Below are 17,008 nucleotides of genomic sequence, written 5' to 3'. Positions count from 1 at the left end.
AAATTATCGTTATTATTTTTCGATAGTAGGTGTATACACTAGGTTCCGTTGACGCAGCTCATGGGCTCAAAGCTCCCGGGTGCGGCGCAATTTCGAATCGCAACTGAACCTGATATTGGAGTCCATCATGAAGACCAAACTGATCGCAGCACTGCTCATCGCAGCTTCCGCTTCTGTTGCTGCTCCGGCGTTCGCCAGCGGCTATGGCCCGGCGCCGTTCTACCGTCCGGCCGTCGGCGCCCCGGCGTCGCAGCGCGGCGTGAGCGCCCAGACCGTCGCGGCTGAGCGTAGCCAGCAAGGTGCCAACGTTGCTTACGGCGGCGTCGTCTCGTCGGCGTCGCAGTCGGGGAACCACGCCAGCGGCTCGCAGTCGGTGTCCAACGGCCAGTAAGTCTCGTCGCCCGCCTTGTCGGGCAGCGGGGGCAAACAAAACGCCGGGTGTCCACAAGACACCCGGCGTTTTGTTTTGTCCGGGCAGCACTTCAGTTGGACGCAGCCACTCCTTCGTCGATGGCGTAGGGGATCCGGTCGAGCGCGTTGTCCTGGGCGGAAAACACCCGGCGGCGATAGCATCGATCAGTGGCTCGGCCGACATGTCTTCTTCTGTCAGGCCGTGAATCGTCCACGACGAGATGAATGAGCCGTGCGCATGGTCGCGGTCGACGCCGGCGGTCATGTCGAAGTCCATGTACTCGCAGGCGGCTCGGTTTTCCATCGTGTGACTTCACGCTCGGGTGGGGCCGATTCGGGAACGTTTTTGGCAACCGGCGCGCTGCGCTGTACGGGCTGTACGGCTTGCATGGACGCGCCGGAGCAGCTCCCACAAGTCTTGTCGCGCCCTGTACTAAGATGACCAGCATAGGGTGTCCGTGTGGCGGACCGCACGGACTGACACCGCAGCGCCAGGCCGTCACAGGCAAAACAGGAGGTGAACGATGGATAGACGTTCCGTGCTTCTCGCCACGCTGGCCCTACCGGCCATGCTGGCATCGTTCTCGACGTTCGCGCAGACGCGCCCCCCGGGGACCTATCGCGGTGGTGAGCCGCCGGCCCACATGCCGCCGGGCGACCTGCCGCCGCAATTGCAGAAGGGCGACCGTGTCGACCCCGAGTTCCGCAACCGTCAATTCGTGGTCGACGACTGGCGCCAGCACGGTCTGGAGCCGCCGCCGCGTGGCCGTCACTGGGTCGGCATCGCGGGGCGGTATTACCTCGTGCGCAGCTCGAACTGGACTGTCGAGCGCGTCGGGCCGTAACGGCCCTTGGCGCAGCATGTCGTTTCGCCTCACCGCGGCGCGATCCGCGCGCAGCCGGACCGGCCATGCCGGCTCCGGCTTTTTTGCGTGAGGCCGACGAGCGCGCCGTGGTCGCGTCCGTGAAAAATCTGGCGCGCCGTGGTAGTTTCGGTCTCCTCCTCAACTGACAATCAACGGAATACGTTTCGATGGAATACCGCACACTCGGCGACACGAACGTCAAGGTGAGTCTGATCGGTCTCGGCACCATGACGTGGGGCGAGCAGAACACAGAGCGCGACGCGCACGAGCAGATCGACTACGCGCTCGATCACGGCGTCACGCTGATCGATGCCGCGGAGATGTACCCCGTGCCGCCGCGCCCCGAGACACAAGGTTTGACGGAGCGCTACATCGGGACCTGGCTCGCGAAGCATCCGGCTGCGCGCGAGCGCGTTGTGCTTGCGACCAAGATCGCCGGACCCGCACGCCAGCCGCACAATCCCCGGCACATTCGCGGCGAGGCGAACCAGTACGACCGCAAGAACCTGATCGAGGCGCTCGACGGCAGTCTCAAGCGTCTTCAGACGGATTACGTCGACCTTTATCAGCTGCACTGGCCGGACCGCAGCACGATGACGTTCGGCCGCAATGCTTATCCGTGGATCGACGATGCGTACACCGTGCCGATCGAAGAGACGCTTTCTGTGCTCGCCGAGTTCGTCAAGGCGGGCAAAGTGCGTCACATCGGTGTGTCGAACGAGACGCCGTGGGGCGTCGCGCAGTTCCTGCGCGCGGCGGAAAAGCTCGGCTTGCCGCGCATCGTCAGCATTCAGAATCCGTACAACCTCGTGAACCGCACGTTCGAGAGCGGGCTTTCGGAGTTCACGCACCGCGAAGGGGTCGGCCTGCTGGCCTATTCGCCGATGGCATTCGGCTGGCTCTCCGGCAAGTACGAGGGCGGGGCGCGGCCGGAGGGCGCACGCATATCGAAGTTCGAACGCTTCACGCGCTACAGCAAGCCTGAGGCCGTCGCGGCGACGTCACGCTACGTCGCCCTTGCGAAGGAGAACGGCATGACGCCTGCACAACTGGCGCTGGCATTCGTCAACAGCCGGCCGTTCGTGACGAGCAATCTGATCGGCGCGACTTCGATGGCGCAGTTGAAAGAGAACATTGGCAGCGTCGATGTGACGCTCTCGCCCGAGGTGCTCGCTCAAATCGACGCGCTGCACGAGCTGCAGCCCAATCCCGCGCCGTAAGCGTTCCGCCATGCCCTGCGCCGCCGCAACGGCGGTGCGCACACTCGATCGGTCCCGGCGAGAGGGGTGTCCCGCATTGCGTGCCAGAATACGGCCCGCCGCCGCGAAACCCGTTGGCGATTCGCGACCCATACACTACGATCCAGCTTGCGCTGCGGGGAGCGCATCAAACGATGCGCCCCCCGCAGCTGGCACAACACTCTTCCGGAGCAGTTTCACAATGACGACCGCACGCGACGCCCAGACGACGCCTTCGTATGGCTGGCCCATCTTCCTTTTGCTGGCCGTCGCCGGTCTTTTCTATGTGAAGTGGTTCCCGTACTACCACCGCGCCTTCACGGCCGAGGCAACGCATTCGATCGGCAAATCCATCCTGATGGGCACCGAAGCGAGTCCGCCTGCGCCGTCGCTCTCTGCGGCGCTCGACTACGCGTGGGCTTACGGCAAGGCGATCTGGCAGGCGATGGTGCTGGGCCTTCTGCTCGGCTCGGCGGTCCAGGTCCTGCTGCCCGTGCAGTGGGTCGCACGCGTGCTCGGCCGGCACGGCTTCGGCAGCGTGGCCGCAGGCGGGCTGCTCGCCGTGCCCGGCATGATGTGCACCTGCTGCGCCGCGCCGGTCGTGGCCGGATTGCGCTCGCGCAACGCCTCGGCGGGCGGAGCGATTGCGTTCTGGCTCGGCAACTCCGTGCTCAATCCCGCCACGCTCGTCTTCATGGGCTTCGTGCTGGGCTGGCAATGGAGCGCGCTGCGTCTGGTGCTCGGCGTACTGATGGTGTTCGGGCTCGGCTGGCTCGCCAACCGGCTCGTCACACAAGACGAGGCGCGTGCCGCCGACGATCGCCTGGCCCAGCTCACGCACCAGCAGGCGAGCGGCGGCAACGTGTTCGTGCGTTGGCTCCAGCTTTTCCTGCGCATGGCGGCGCGGCTCATTCCTGAATACGTCGTGCTCGTGCTGCTGCTCGGCGCAGCGCGCGCGTGGCTCTTTCCGCATATCGGGCCGGACGTGACCAGCAGCCTCGGCTGGATCGTCGCCTTCGCGGTGGCGGGCATGTTGTTTGTAATCCCGACGGCAGGCGAGGTGCCCATCATCCAGGCGATGCTCGCGCTCGGCATTGGCGTAGGTCCCGCAGGCGCGTTGCTGATGACGCTGCCGCCGGTGAGCGTGCCGTCGCTCGCCATGCTGGCGGGCTCGTTCCGTGCGCGTGTGCTGGCTATCGTCGCGGCGGTGGTGGTGCTCTTTGGCATCGTTGCGGGCTTCGCGGCGCTTGCACTGGGTTTTTGATGTCCGGCCAGGTTGGCGCCTTGGCGCTTACTCAGGTTTCGCGCCCGAAGGGCGCAGCTCGCCGCTTTGGCATGTCAAAGCGGCGGTACAGGTCTTGCGCCACGCTCGCAATGCAAGGATTGAAGCATTGCATGGCGCATGAGTGATGCAGCAACGGCGGATGCTTACGTGTCCGTTGGCACAGGAGAGGGCCGCGGCCCTGAAATCAGCATGGCACAGCAAAAGACGAATCCGAAGCTCGAACAGGCACTGACGCGCGGCGACCTCGCCATCCGGCAGGCGAACTCGGCGCGCGCGACCGCCGTTTTGCGGGCGCTCGGCAAGATGATCGTGGAGGCGTCGGCGACGATCGGCGTCGAGGCGGACACGTCGATCCCCGAAGGCGATCGCATCTACGATCCCGCCGATGGTGTGTGGCCGCAGTCGCTGCTGGTGTCGCTCGACGGTCCGGTCGAGGATTCGGATCCCGAGGAGATCCGCACCGTTCGTCTGCTCTCGCAAACCACGGCGACGACGTTCCGTGTCGAATGGCATCGTGCGGACGGAAAGCTCGGCCGCCAGGAGGGCGGTCCCTTCGCGACGGTCGCCTTTATTTCGGACGTCGATATTCCCTGGGGCGACGACGAAGAGTGATTCGTCGGTTTTTCCCCGCTGTACGTGGGCGGCGCGCCTTTGCGCCGCACGCGCTCTCAGCGCATCATGCGCCTGCGGAACAGCACCGTCGCGATCGCGAACGGCACCGCCACATAAATCGCCAGCACGAATAGATGCAGCCCCGCGTTTTCTATCGGGCGCCCGAGCATCGCCGGGCGGATCAGTTCGACCGCGTGCGCGAGCGGCAGCATCAGCGTGATGTGCTGCGCGGGGGCCGGTAGCTGCGTGATCGGGAAAAACACGCCGGAGAGCAGCAGCATCGGCGTGAGCACGAGCGTCTGGTAGAACATGAAGAAGTCGTATGCGGGCGCGAGCGCCGTGACGATCATCGCGCAGCTCGCGAACGCGAGGCCGCAGAGCGCGATCACGGGCAGCGCGAGCAGCATCGACGGAAAGCTCGCGTAGCCGAGCGCGCCCGCTACCAGCATGATCGCCGCACCCGAGAGCATCGACTTGCTCGCGGCCCACACGATCTCGCCAAGCACGATGTCGCCGAGCGACAGCGGCGTATGCATGATTGCCTCCCACGTGCGCTGGACGTGCATGCGCGAGAAGCCCGAATACATCGCCTCGAAGCTCGCCGACATCATGACCGACGACGACACCGTGCCCGCCGCGAGGAACGCAATGTACGACACGCCGTCGACGTGCCCGACCATCAGCCCGAGCCCGAAGCCGAGGCCGAACAGATAGATCATCGGATCGGCGAGGTTGCCGAACATCGACGCGATCGCGAGCTTGCGCCACACGAGATAGTTGCGCCGCCAGACCGCGATCCAGTGCGTCGCGTTCGACGGCAGCGCGGCGCGCGGATCGCGCTGCGGCGTGCTGGCCGGGTACGTCGGCGGCGGGTTGTTGGTGCGTGCGTCCATGGTGTCTCGCGAGTGGGCCTGCGGGTTTGATCCTGCTGGTTTCGTACTGCCGGGTTTAATCCTGCCGCGTCTAATCCTGCATCTCGCGACCCGTCAACCGGAGGAATACGTCTTCGAGATTCGCGGGCCGGTGCAGGTAGCGCAAATCGGAGCGATGCCGCAACCGTTGGTGAATGGGCTGCGGGTCGTCGACGTAGCAGAAGAGCGTCTCGCCGCTTATTTCCGTGCGTTCGGCGAAGGGCGCCAGTTCATCGCGCAGCGCGGCCGGATCGGGCCCGTAGACTTCGACGACGTCGTACCCGATCTCCGACTTGATCAGCGTACGCGGCGCGCCCTCGGCAATTTTGCGCCCTTCCTCGATCACGCAGACGCGGTTGCAGAGGCGTTCGGCTTCCTCCATGAAATGCGTCGTGAGCAGGATCGTCTTGCCGCGCGCGAGCAGCGAGCGCAGGCGCTCCCAGATCAGATGGCGCGCTTGCGGGTCGAGGCCTGTGGTCGGCTCGTCCATGACGAGCACATCGGGATCGTTGACCAGTGCGCGCGCGAGCGTGAGACGCCGCCGCATGCCGCCCGAAAGCTCGCCGACGCGCGCATCGGCCTTGCTTTCGAGCCGCGCAAATTCGAGCAGCGGAGTGACGAGCGCGCGCGTCTCGCTCGCGGACAGACCAAAGTAGCGGCCGAACACGAGCAGGTTTTCGCGGACGGTGAAATCGGGGTCCAGGTTGTCGAACTGCGGCACGACACCGACGCGCGCGCGGGCCTCGCGCGCACGCGCCGGTACGGGTTCGCCGCACAGGCTGATGCGTCCGGCGTCGGGCGCGACGATGCCGAGCAGCATGCGCAGCGTCGTGGTCTTGCCTGCGCCGTTGGGTCCGAGGAGTCCGAAGCACTCGCCGGGGACGACGTTAAACGACAGGCCGTTGACGACCGTCCTGTCTCCGTAATGTTTGATGACCTGCTCGAATTCGATGGCGGGTGCGGGCATGGAACGTATGAGCGTAAGTCCGGTGGCGTGGCACACACAGGGTGCACCCTGAGGCGGCCTATTCTAGAACATTGCCGAAGAGACGGCTGGCGGTGAACCTTTCCGTCTCAGGCACCGTGGTGGTGCAGGAGTGGTATCGGTGCCGGACCTGGCGTTTTCCAGCGCTTGCATGTGGAATTGCGGCGCACCATGATGAAGATGCACGGTCGGCGATCCGCATTGGCCGGGGAGAGATCATCATGGCGAGCTACAAGAAAATCCTGCTGTGTTACGACGGCTCGCGCGAAGGCCGCAAGGCGCTACGTTGCGGCGCGGATCTTGCGCTGGATCTGGGTGCTGAAACACACCTGCTCTCGGTCGTCGACATGCGCTCGACGATCGCACAGAGCGCCGGCCTCCTGACCGACGTGGCCTGTGGCCGCTTCGAGGAAACAGCACGCGAAATTCTTCAGGAAGGCGTGGACTGGCTGACCGAGCGGGGCGTGCGCGCGCAGGGCCATTTCGCCTTCGGACACCCGATCGACGAGATTGCGAACCTTGCCAATGAACTGCAGGTGGATCTGGTCGTGGTGGGCCACCGTTGTCGCACAGGACTCTCGCGCTGGTGGATGGGTGCGGGGAACACGCCGCTGCTCGACCGCGTTTCCTGCAGCATTCTCGTGGCGTGTTCGTCGGCGGCAGAGCAGAAGCAGGAGCAAGCGGCCGCCTGATGGTCGCGCTGGATGGCTACGCTCACCGGCAACGCCCAAGGGCTCGCTAACGCGCGCTAGCGAGCCCTTTGGGGCGCTAATGAACGGGTTGTGCAGGTTCGTTCAGTTCGACCGCCGCAAGCTTCCATGAAAACAGCCCGTGGCGCTGGAGGACGGCGGAATAGCGTTCGCCGTTCGCGCTGTGCTGCCACGTTACGACGAATTCGTTGAGGCTGCGGTAGCCCGCCGTCGATTGCGGGCGAGCCTGTTTGTTCTCGGCCGACGCAGCCGGCGCACTGGATCGAGCAGGCGCATCGGTCGGCGCGGGCGAGTGCGCCTCGCCGCCATCACTGACAGGTGGCGGCGTATCACCCGGCTTACCGTTGGGCGGTATCCCGTTGAGCAGCGCGGCGACGCCTTCAGGTGTCGCATAAGCATCCACAATCGGCCCGATCAGCGCCGTGCCGATCGCGGCGCCGAACAGCAGCAGCGGATTGTTGCTGTGTTCCGCCCCAATCCGGCGCTGCACCATCTCGCCCGCCTGCTCCTTGAGGCTCACCCGCAAGGCCGGATAGTCGACGTAGTCGTTGAGCGAGGCAGCATCACGGGCATCGGCTGCAACTTTCAACCGGTGCAGCACCACATACGGTGATGCATAGCTGTAGCCCACCGTTACCACGACCAACGCCACGGCTACGGCGATCGCGACAGGCTTCATCCAGCGTTTCGTCGATTGGGTCGAAACAGATTCGGTCATCTTCAGGTTTGGTTCGTCAAAGGCACATTACGTGTGGACCGCGCAAGCGCCCAAACGATCCCGCAGCCGGCATTTCCTGACTTCGATTTCCTTACTTCGAGAGTGCCGCGGGCATGTCTGCGTGCTGCTCGGCGATGCAGCGGTCGATCATCCGGCAGACGGCATCGACCGTGCCGACCATGATGAGCCGCGATGGTCCGTGGTACACGCGTACCGGCGCACGACGTTGCGGATCGGCGTTGTTCAGCGTGCTGTTGAGCGAGACGCGCGCAAAGGCGGGCTGCGCGGAGGGCAGCGGGGGGAGATCGGACGTATGCGCGGCTAAATGCGCGGCCAGGTGCGACTTCTGGCCTGGACCGACTTCGGCGAGATCGTCAAAAAGCGAGCCGGACAACGCCCCCGCTGACGCGCGCGCATTTTGCGCCGCGCAACCGGCAAGGCCACGCAGATGCCGCAAGCGGCCGAATTGACGAAAGGGCAACAGACGGGCAAGGCGTTCCATGACTCCCTCCAGACAGCGTTCAGATGATCAGAATTCGGTCGGCCGGATCAGGCCGACAGCGATGCCTTCGAGCGCAAATTCCGCGCTGCCCGCCTCGACGAAGATGTTGTCGTAATCGGGGTTCTCGGCAATCAGTTCGAGGCCGTTGGGACGGCGCTTCAGGCGTTTCACGGTGACGTCGTCGCCCAGGCGGGCCACGATGATCTGGCCGTCCTTTGCCTCGCTCTTTTTCTGCACAGCCAGCAGGTCGCCATCCAGGATGCCCGCGTCGCGCATCGAGAGTCCGCGCACCTTCAGCAGGTAGTCGGGCTTGCTGGAAAAGAGCGCCGGGTCACACGCATAGTGCTGCGAGATATGTTCCTGCGCGAGGATCGGGCTGCCCGCCGCGACCCGCCCGATGAGCGGCAACGAAAGCTGCATGATGCTCGCGTGCGGCAGCGTGAACTGGTGCGGGAGGTCATCCGGGCCGGGCATGAGACGGATGCCGCGCGACGCGCCCGCAGCCAGTTCGATCACGCCTTTGCGTGCCAGCGCGCGCAGATGCTCCTCCGCCGAATTCGCAGAACTGAAGCCGAGTTCGGCCGCGATCTCGGCGCGCGTAGGCGGGAAGCCCGTGCGCTCGATCGCGCGCCGGATCAGATCGAAAACCTGTTGCTGTCGTGCGGTGAGTTTGGTCATGGCGCCACTGTATGGATAGACAGGTGACTGTATTTTTATACAGTATTCGGCGCTTTTCAAGTGTTACTTGAAGTTCTCCATCCGGATGTTGCGATTGAGCCGATTTGAGGCCTCCATACGGGCATACACGGACGGAACCGCGGGCAAAACCGTGGACGAAACAGCCCGCGCGCGGCCGAAACGGCAGTCTTTACCACTTTTGAGTATTAAAAAATGATTAAACATTATTTTTAATGATTAACAACGATCGTTAGACTGCCTTTCATCGAGGGTCGCATGCTCTCAACACAACACGGAGAAGCGCGGATGGGCAGGCAGAACACGGGGAAGGCAGGCTGGCTGAAGACGCTGGCGGCGAGGCTTGTCATCGGAGCAGCGCCGCTTTTTGGCATGGCCGCGGCGCATGCGGAGACGTCGCTGCTCAACGTTTCCTACGACCCGACGCGCGAGTTGTATCAGGACATCAACACGGCGTTCGCCAAAGACTGGAAGGCGAAGACGGGCGAGACGCTCACGATCAAACAGTCGCATGGTGGCTCCGGTGCGCAGGCGCGCTCGGTGCTCGACGGACTGCAGGCCGACGTCGTGACGCTCGCGCTCGCATGGGACATCGACGCGCTCGCGAACAAGGGCATCGTGAATGCGGACTGGCAAAAGCGCTTGCCCGACAACGCGTCGCCTTACACCTCGACGATTGTGTTTCTTGTGCGCAAGGGCAATCCGAAGCACATCAAGGATTGGGACGACCTCGTGAAACCGGGCGTTTCGATCGTCACGCCGAATCCGAAGACCTCCGGCGGCGCACGCTGGAACTACCTCGCGGCGTGGGCGTACGCGGAGCACCAGCCGGGCGGCAACGACCAGAAGGCGAAGGAATTCGTCTCGAAGCTCTACAAGAACGCGGGCGTGCTGGACTCGGGCGCCCGTGGCGCGACGACGAGTTTCGTGCAGCGCGGCATCGGTGACGTGCTGATCTCCTGGGAAAACGAAGCGTTCCTCTCAGTCAAGGAGTTCGGGACGGACAAGTTCGAGATCGTGGTGCCGTCGGTGAGCATTCTCGCCGAGCCGCCTGTCGCCGTGGTCGACAAGGTGGTCGACAAGCGCGGTACGCGCAAGGTGTCCGAGGCCTACCTGCAGTTCCTTTACACGCAGGAGGGCCAGGAGATTGCCGCGAAGAACTTCTATCGTCCGCGTTCGGACAAGGTCCCGGCGGCGCTCACGGCGAAGTTTCCGAAGCTGAAGCTCTACACGGTTGACAACACGTTCGGCGGCTGGGCGAACGCGCAGAAGACACATTTCACGGACGGAGGGGTCTTCGATTCGATCTACCAGCCGCAGTGACGCAAAGCGGCAATCACACGAGGCGCGCCCGTAAGGTCGCGCTTTTTGGCGCATGGTGCGCCTGAGTTCATTGAAAGAGCAACAAGCATGACGACGTTCCGATTTCACAAGCCGAGTGCGTTGCCGGGCTTCGGCCTGACGCTCGGCATCACGCTGGCTTATCTGAGCCTCGTGGTGCTGATTCCGCTCGCGGCCACTTTCCTCAAGACCGCTACCCTCGATTGGGATCAGTTCGTGCGCGCCGTGGCGTCGCCGCGCGTGATCGCGTCGTACCGGCTCACGTTTTCTGCCGCGCTCGGCGGCGCGCTGATCAATGCGGTGTTTGGCTTCCTGCTTGCCTGGGTGCTCGTGCGCTATCCATTCCCGTTCAAGCGCGTCGTCGATGCGATCGTCGATCTGCCGTTCGCGCTGCCCACTTCGGTTGCCGGCATCTCGCTCGCGGCTGTCTACGCGGGCAACGGCTGGCTCGGCCAGTTCCTCCAGCCGCTTGGGATCAAGGTCGCGTTTACGCCGCTCGGCGTGCTCGTCGCGCTCACTTTCATCGGTTTGCCGTTCGTCGTGCGCACGGTGCAGCCCGTGCTCGAAGATTTCGAGCGCGAGCAGGAAGAGGCCGCCGCGTGTCTCGGAGCGTCGCGCTGGCTCACGTTCCGCCGCGTCGTGCTTCCCGCCGCGCTTCCCGCGTTGCTGACGGGTTTCGCGCTTGCTTTCGCGCGTGCGCTTGGCGAGTACGGCTCGGTGATCTTCATCGCGGGTAATGTGCCGATGAAGTCCGAGATCACCTCGCTCCTCATCATCACCAAGCTCGAACAGTACGATTACGCGGGTGCGACGGCGCTCGCAGTCGTGATGCTGTGTGCCTCGTTCGTCATGCTGCTCATCATCAATTCGTTGCAGTGGTATCTGCAGCGGCGCACTAGTCGCGGTGCCTCGTCTTCTACGCCACGCAGCGGCGACGCCGCACTCGGTGCCGTCGCGGGAGGTGCGCAATGAGCACGTCCGCACGACAGCCACGCACGCCGCACGGCCCCGATCCGGTGATCGAAGCGCCCTGGGTGCGCTGGGTCCTCACCGGCATCGCGCTCGTCTTTCTCGCGCTCTTTCTCGTGGTGCCGCTCGTCGCGGTGTTCTGGCAGGCGCTGTCGAAGGGCATCGGTTTCTACTTCGCGTCGCTGACCGATCCCGATGCCGTTTCCGCGATCAAGCTCACGCTCATCACCGCAGCGATTGCCGTGCCGCTGAATCTGGTGTTCGGCCTCGCGGCGTCGTGGGCGATCGCTAAGTTCGAGTTTCGCGGCAAGGCGCTGCTCACCACGTTGATCGATCTGCCGTTCTCGGTCTCGCCCGTGATCTCGGGTCTCATCTACGTGCTGTTGTTCGGCGCGCAGGGCTGGCTCGGACCGTGGTTGCAGGACCACGATGTGCAGATCGTCTTCGCCGTGCCCGGCATCGTGCTCGCGACGATCTTCGTCACGTTCCCGTTCGTCGCGCGCGAGCTGATCCCGCTGATGCAGGCGCAGGGCAACGACGAGGAAGAAGCGGCGCACGTGCTGGGCGCGTCCGGCTGGCAGATGTTCCGCCGCGTCACGCTGCCCAATATTCGCTGGGGGCTGCTCTACGGCGTGATTCTCTGCAACGCGCGCGCGATGGGCGAGTTCGGCGCGGTATCGGTGGTGTCGGGGCACATCCGCGGTCAGACGAACACGATGCCGCTGCACGTCGAGATTCTCTACAACGAATACAACTTCGCGGCGGCCTTCGCCGTGGCGTCGCTGCTTGCGCTGCTCGCGCTCGTGACGCTTGGGCTCAAGCTGCTCGCCGAGCGTCATCTTTCAACCGAACGCGCGGATACCGGTGCGGTGCCGGCGTATGCGGGGCCGCCGCGCGCGCAGTCGGCTGCGCAGGTGATCGTCGCCGATGCGCAGCACGGTGCACCACACGCTTCGCGACCGGGCATTGCCCGTCACGCGCAATAGTAACGATCTTGCATGGGGTCCGGGTAAGGCACTGAAGAGCCGACTCTGGCCGGCATGCCACAGGAATGGGACGGGAGCAGGCGCTGAAGCGCCAACTCCTGTCGACACAAGGAGAGCTGTAAATCATGGGCATCACCGTTCGCAATCTGCAAAAACGTTTCGGCGACTTCACCGCGCTCGACAACGTCTCGCTCGACTTTCCGCCGGGTGAACTCGTCGCGCTGCTCGGGCCGTCGGGCTGCGGCAAGACCACGCTCCTGCGCGTGATCGCGGGCCTCGAATACGCAGACGCGGGCCAGGTTGTGCTGCAGGGCGAGGACGTGGGCACCGTGGGCGCACGCGAGCGCCAGGTGGGATTCGTATTCCAGCACTACGCGCTGTTCCGCCATATGACGGTGTTCGAGAACGTCGCGTTTGGACTGCGCGTCAAGCCGCGCAACGAGCGGCCATCGGAGTCGGTGATCCGCGAGAAGGTGCACGAACTCCTCAAACTCGTTCAGCTCGACTGGCTTGCGCAGCGCTATCCATCCGAACTCTCGGGCGGACAGCGCCAGCGCATCGCGCTCGCACGGGCGCTCGCTGTCGAGCCCAAGGTGCTGCTGCTCGACGAGCCGTTCGGCGCGCTTGACGCAAAGGTGCGCAAGGAACTGCGCAGCTGGCTGCGCCGGCTGCACGACGACCTGCACATTTCGACGATCTTCGTCACGCACGACCAGGAGGAAGCGTTGGAGGTGGCCGACCGCATCGTCGTGCTCAATCACGGGCACGTCGAGCAGGTGGGCCGCCCGCAGGACGTCTACGATCATCCTCAGACGGCGTTCGTCTACGAATTTCTCGGCGCAGCGAACCGCCTGCGCGGCCGTGTGAACGCGCAAGGCTTCGTCGCCGACGGCGCGACGCAGCCAATCGCCGTCGAGGCAGGTTTCGACGGCCCGGCGCTCGCGTATGTGCGGCCGCACGATCTCGTTCTGCATCCGCAGCGGACTGCGGATAGCGACGGCATCGTCGTCGATGTGCGCCGCGTGGTGACGCTCGGCGGTTCCGTGCGTGTCGAACTGGAAAGCAGGGCAGGCGGCGGTGCGCTCGAAGCCGAACTCGACCGCGAGACGTGGCGTGCGCTGAGTCTCTCGGTCGGCGAGAGCGCGACCGCAGTACCGCGCGGATTGCGCGTGTTTCCCGCGCAGTGAGCCGCAGTCCCGCGCGCAGTTCCGCGTATTCAATCGGAGTCCAATGGCAGTGCCGGAGACAAGAACATGAATTTCCAGCAGTTGCGCTTCGTGCGCGAAGCCGTTCGTCAGAACATGAACCTGACCGAAGTGGCGAACGTGCTTTACACGTCGCAATCGGGTGTCTCGAAGCAGATCAAGGATCTGGAGGACGAACTCGGCGTCGATATTTTCATCCGGCGCGGCAAGCGCCTCACGGGCCTCACCGAGCCGGGCCGGGCAGTCCATCAGCTCATTGAGCGCATGCTGCTCGACGCCGAGAATCTGCGGCGCGTCGCGCGCCAGTTCGCCGAAGAGGACAGCGGCCACCTCGTCGTCGCGACGACCCACACGCAGGCGCGCTACGCGCTGCCCAAGGTCGTGCATGAGTTCCGGCAAGTGTTCCCGAACGTGCGTCTCGCGATGCGCCAAGGCAGTCCGCAACAGATCGCGCAGTCGATCATCAACGGCGAGGCCGATATGGGCATCTCGACCGAGGCGCTCGACCGCTATCCGGACATCGTGACGTTCCCGTGCTATTCGTGGCATCACGTCGTGGTCGTGCCGAAGACGCATCCGCTCGTGGGACGCGAAAACCTCACGCTCGAAGAAATCGCCGAGTATCCGGTCATTACCTATGACCAGGATTTCACGGGCCGCTCGCATATCGACCAGGCGTTCGCGAAGGCGGGCTCGGTGCCCGATGTCGTGCTGACGGCGATCGACGCGGACGTCATCAAGACCTACGTCGAACTCGGCATGGGCGTTGGCGTGGTGGCCGCGATGGCCTTTGATCCGGCGCGTGACACCGGACTCGTCGCGCTCGATACGCAGCATCTGTTCGAGGCGAGCACGACGCGCATAGGCCTGCGCAAGGGCGCGTTCCTGCGCCAGTACGCGTACCGGCTGATCGAGATGTTCGCGCCGCAGTTGACTGAGCAGCAGATCGCGAGTCAGTTGCGCGAGACGGCCTGAGGATTTGGGGCGGTGGCCGGCCGCGTGCGCTGCGTGGTTGGCCATTTGGCCAGGTGGCGCGCGGCGGTGAATCGCTTAAAATCGCCGCCATGAATACGCCCGTTTCCACTTCATCTTCTGCGACGGCGAAGCCGCTGCCACGCATCGCTTTGCTCGCCACCGGCGGCACCATTGCAGGCGCCGCGCCCGACGCGGCGAACACGGCCGGCTATCGGGCCGGTGTGATCGGTGTCGCGCAGTTGCTCGCGGCCGTGCCAGGTCTCGACGCCATCGCGCAGATCGAGGCCGAACAGGTCGCGAGTATCGACAGCAAGGACATGCCGCTGGCGCTGTGGACGACGCTCGCACAACGCGTGAACGCGTTGCTGGCGAGCGATGACATCGACGGCGTCGTCATCACGCACGGGACCGACACGCTCGAAGAAACCGCTTATCTGCTGCACCTTGCGGTGAAGAGCACGAAGCCCGTTGTGATGACCGCGGCGATGCGGCCCGCCACGGCGCTTTCAGCCGACGGTCCGCTCAATCTGCTGAATGCGGTAACGCTCGCGGCGAGCAGTGCGGCGGCGGGACAGGGCGTGCTCGTCGCATTCAACAACCGCATTCACTGCGCGCGCGACGTCACGAAAACCAGCACGTATGCAGTCGATGCGTTCCAGTCACCCGAAATCGGCGTCCTGGGGTGGGTGCAGGACGCTCGCGTGGAATTCCAGCGCCGCGCGCTGCGTCCGCATACCGTCGATTCGCTGCTTACCGCGGACATGCCGTGGCCGTCTGTCGAGATCGTCTCGAGTTACGCGGGCGTTTCGCGCGTTGCCGTCGATGCGCTCGTCGCGGCGGGTGTACGTGGGATCGTCGTGGCGGGCACCGGCAATGGCTCGATTCACGCCACCCTGCAGGAAGCGCTGACTGAAGCCACGGCCAGGGGTGTGGCCGTGGTGCGCGCGTCGCGTGTGGGTTCGGGTCACGTGATGCACAACGGCGCTGCGAACGACGACGCGCTCGGCTTCGTTAGCGCCGGCACGCTCAACCCCTACAAGGCGCGCGTGTTGCTGGCGCTTGCGCTGGCGGCTGGAATCCGGGAGCGAGGCGAATTGCAGCGCGTGTTTGATACCTACTGATTGATCGATTCGTCTGCCCAGGTGCAGAGATGCAAAGCGCCACATTAACGCGTGGCGCATGCGCACGAGGCAAAGGGCGGTGCTCCGCCCAACGTCTCGTTGACGCCAGGGGCGGAATCACCAGCGCCTGACGCAGATAGATCTTCTCGCAGGAACTGTGAAAGTCGCGCGTCGTGCGATATGCGCGCATGAATGTGGGTTGTGTCCCCGCAGCGAGGCAATCCGACAGGCGGACACCCGATGACGACGTCTGACCGACCAAGGCTTCCCCGCCGTCATCGGGCGCCGCTGCGGACCCCACAGGCCGCCCTCAGCCAGGGAGCGGCCCCGATTTGCTCCACGACGGTGCCGCCGCCGCGGAGCGCCCCACCAGTGGCCGTCGCGGTCCTTTCGCGCCAGCCGGAATTCGTTTGCGACAGCCTTGGTTTGCGACAGCCGTGTCATGGCTGGCGTCGCGGAGGCGAAGCGCGGTCCTCACCGCACGTTCGCACGCTCGCGCAAGCGGCGGGCCGCGCCGCCCGTTCACTTCACGTTAGAGGCGTCAGGCAACCGGCGCCTGACCGTCTCACGCGCTGGCGATCTCGAAGTTCGCCATGATTTCCAGCGCGCGGATCATGGCCGAGTGGTCCCACGCCTTGCCGCCGTTCGCGACGCACGCGCTGAAGAGCTGCTGCGCGCTCGCCGTGTGAGGCAGTGAGATGCCGAGCTTGCGCGCGCCATCGAGGGCGAGATTCAGGTCTTTCTGGTGCAGTTCGATGCGAAAGCCCGGGTTGAACGTGCGCTTCGTCATCCGCTCGCCGTGTACTTCGAGAATGCGCGACGAAGCAAAGCCGCCCATCAGCGCACGGCGCACGCGCTCGGGATCGGCGCCCGAGCGCGAGGCAAACAACAGCGCTTCGGCCACGGCTTCGATGTTTAGCGCGACGATGATCTGGTTCGCGACCTTGCACGTCTGACCCGCGCCGTTGTCGCCGATGAGCGAAATGTTCTTGCCCATCAGTTCGAAGAGCGGCTTCGCGAGGTCGAACGACTTCTGCGGGCCGCCTACCATGATCGTGAGCGTCGCTTCCCGGGCGCCGACTTCGCCGCCCGAGACCGGCGCGTCGAGGTAGTCACAGCCGAGCGCATTGATTTTCTGCGCGAACTGTTGTGTATCGAGCGGGGAGATGGAGCTCATGTCGATCACGAGCTTGCCGGACGAAAGTCCCCTGGCGACGCCGTCGTCGGCGAACAGGACGTTCGCGACGTCAGGCGTGTCCGGCACCATGATGATGACGATGTCCGCGGCTTGTGCGACAGCCGTCGAATCGGCGACGACCTGGGTCTGCGTGCGCAGATCGTCCGGCACCGGATACTTGCCGTTGACGGTGAGCGAGTGGCCGCCCTTGATGAGGTTGCGCGCCATGTGCGAGCCCATGATGCCGAGCCCGATGAAGCCGATCTTTGCCATCTTGCGGTTCTCCGTTGAGTCCTGTGT

18 protein-coding genes are annotated in these 17,008 nt (G+C 64.7%); 12 read left to right on the top strand and 6 right to left on the bottom strand.

The window, feature by feature from the left end; translation table 11 throughout:
* Positions 1 to 127 precede the first annotated feature (127 nt).
* The 5 genes from D1Y85_RS08810 to D1Y85_RS08790 all read left to right on the top strand — a co-directional run bounded on the left by D1Y85_RS08810 (position 128) and on the right by D1Y85_RS08790 (position 4,412).
* Positions 128 to 391, top strand: a complete 264-nt coding sequence (locus D1Y85_RS08810) for a hypothetical protein (protein WP_124150669.1) — start codon at positions 128 to 130, stop codon at positions 389 to 391.
* A gap of 544 nt (positions 392 to 935) precedes the next feature.
* Positions 936 to 1,256 carry an RcnB family protein gene (locus tag D1Y85_RS08805; protein WP_124150668.1) on the top strand — a complete coding sequence of 107 codons (321 nt, stop codon included), beginning with the start codon at positions 936 to 938 and terminating at the stop codon, positions 1,254 to 1,256.
* A gap of 188 nt (positions 1,257 to 1,444) precedes the next feature.
* Positions 1,445 to 2,497, top strand: a complete 1,053-nt coding sequence (locus D1Y85_RS08800) for an NADP(H)-dependent aldo-keto reductase (protein ID WP_124150667.1) — start codon at positions 1,445 to 1,447, stop codon at positions 2,495 to 2,497.
* A 220-nt stretch (positions 2,498 to 2,717) separates the two neighbouring features.
* Positions 2,718 to 3,779, top strand: coding sequence for a permease (locus D1Y85_RS08795; RefSeq protein WP_124150666.1), 1,062 nt, complete (start codon positions 2,718 to 2,720; stop codon positions 3,777 to 3,779).
* Positions 3,780 to 3,989: 210 nt separating this feature from the next.
* Positions 3,990 to 4,412, top strand: coding sequence for a hypothetical protein (locus D1Y85_RS08790; RefSeq protein ID WP_124150665.1), 423 nt, complete (start codon positions 3,990 to 3,992; stop codon positions 4,410 to 4,412).
* A gap of 56 nt (positions 4,413 to 4,468) precedes the next feature.
* Here D1Y85_RS08790 and D1Y85_RS08785 read toward each other — a convergent pair whose 3' ends face one another.
* Positions 4,469 to 5,305 carry an ABC transporter permease gene (locus tag D1Y85_RS08785; RefSeq protein ID WP_124150664.1) on the bottom strand — a complete coding sequence of 279 codons (837 nt, stop codon included), beginning with the start codon at positions 5,303 to 5,305 and terminating at the stop codon, positions 4,469 to 4,471.
* Between the two features lie 70 nt (positions 5,306 to 5,375).
* The gene (gene nodI, locus D1Y85_RS08780) at positions 5,376 to 6,290 is read right to left on the bottom strand and encodes a nodulation factor ABC transporter ATP-binding protein NodI (protein WP_124150663.1); all 915 of its coding nucleotides are present in this window, start codon (positions 6,288 to 6,290) and stop codon (positions 5,376 to 5,378) included.
* A 239-nt stretch (positions 6,291 to 6,529) separates the two neighbouring features.
* Between nodI and D1Y85_RS08775 the strand changes: the two genes are divergently transcribed.
* On the top strand, positions 6,530 to 7,000 hold the full coding sequence (locus tag D1Y85_RS08775) for a universal stress protein (protein ID WP_124150662.1): 471 nt from the start codon (positions 6,530 to 6,532) through the stop codon (positions 6,998 to 7,000).
* 76 nt (positions 7,001 to 7,076) lie between these two features.
* Here the strand turns inward: D1Y85_RS08775 and D1Y85_RS08770 are convergent, their stop codons facing one another.
* From D1Y85_RS08770 to lexA, 3 genes are all read right to left on the bottom strand, one after another.
* Positions 7,077 to 7,736, bottom strand: coding sequence for a DUF2939 domain-containing protein (locus D1Y85_RS08770; protein WP_124150661.1), 660 nt, complete (start codon positions 7,734 to 7,736; stop codon positions 7,077 to 7,079).
* A 91-nt stretch (positions 7,737 to 7,827) separates the two neighbouring features.
* Positions 7,828 to 8,238: a hypothetical protein gene (locus D1Y85_RS08765; protein ID WP_124150660.1), complete on the bottom strand. Its 411-nt coding sequence runs from the start codon at positions 8,236 to 8,238 to the stop codon at positions 7,828 to 7,830.
* Between the two features lie 27 nt (positions 8,239 to 8,265).
* Positions 8,266 to 8,916 carry a transcriptional repressor LexA gene (gene lexA / locus D1Y85_RS08760; protein ID WP_124150659.1) on the bottom strand — a complete coding sequence of 217 codons (651 nt, stop codon included), beginning with the start codon at positions 8,914 to 8,916 and terminating at the stop codon, positions 8,266 to 8,268.
* Between the two features lie 306 nt (positions 8,917 to 9,222).
* On the opposite strand from lexA, the gene D1Y85_RS08755 reads away from it, so the two are divergent.
* From D1Y85_RS08755 to D1Y85_RS08730, 6 genes are all read left to right on the top strand, one after another.
* The gene (locus tag D1Y85_RS08755) at positions 9,223 to 10,257 is read left to right on the top strand and encodes a sulfate ABC transporter substrate-binding protein (RefSeq protein WP_124150658.1); all 1,035 of its coding nucleotides are present in this window, start codon (positions 9,223 to 9,225) and stop codon (positions 10,255 to 10,257) included.
* A gap of 87 nt (positions 10,258 to 10,344) precedes the next feature.
* On the top strand, positions 10,345 to 11,247 hold the full coding sequence (gene cysT / locus D1Y85_RS08750; protein WP_124150657.1) for a sulfate ABC transporter permease subunit CysT: 903 nt from the start codon (positions 10,345 to 10,347) through the stop codon (positions 11,245 to 11,247).
* Complete coding sequence (gene cysW, locus D1Y85_RS08745) at positions 11,244 to 12,230, top strand: sulfate ABC transporter permease subunit CysW (RefSeq protein ID WP_246024825.1); 987 nt, start codon at positions 11,244 to 11,246, stop codon at positions 12,228 to 12,230. Before cysT ends, cysW begins: the two co-directional genes overlap by 4 nt.
* A gap of 125 nt (positions 12,231 to 12,355) precedes the next feature.
* Positions 12,356 to 13,417 (top strand): sulfate/molybdate ABC transporter ATP-binding protein, encoded by a 1,062-nt coding sequence (locus tag D1Y85_RS08740; RefSeq protein WP_124150656.1) that lies wholly within the window; start codon positions 12,356 to 12,358, stop codon positions 13,415 to 13,417.
* Positions 13,418 to 13,483: 66 nt separating this feature from the next.
* Complete coding sequence (locus D1Y85_RS08735) at positions 13,484 to 14,410, top strand: CysB family HTH-type transcriptional regulator (protein ID WP_124150655.1); 927 nt, start codon at positions 13,484 to 13,486, stop codon at positions 14,408 to 14,410.
* 89 nt (positions 14,411 to 14,499) lie between these two features.
* On the top strand, positions 14,500 to 15,531 hold the full coding sequence (locus D1Y85_RS08730; RefSeq protein WP_124150654.1) for an asparaginase: 1,032 nt from the start codon (positions 14,500 to 14,502) through the stop codon (positions 15,529 to 15,531).
* A gap of 565 nt (positions 15,532 to 16,096) precedes the next feature.
* On the opposite strand, the gene D1Y85_RS08720 is transcribed toward D1Y85_RS08730, so the two are convergent.
* Complete coding sequence (locus tag D1Y85_RS08720) at positions 16,097 to 16,981, bottom strand: 2-hydroxy-3-oxopropionate reductase (RefSeq protein ID WP_124150652.1); 885 nt, start codon at positions 16,979 to 16,981, stop codon at positions 16,097 to 16,099.
* Positions 16,982 to 17,008 lie beyond the last annotated feature (27 nt).

This window comes from Paraburkholderia dinghuensis, from assembly GCF_003837865.1.
GTDB classification, from domain to species: Bacteria; Pseudomonadota; Gammaproteobacteria; order Burkholderiales; family Burkholderiaceae; genus Paraburkholderia; species Paraburkholderia dinghuensis.
This window is presented reverse-complemented; position numbering and strand designations above follow the sequence as displayed.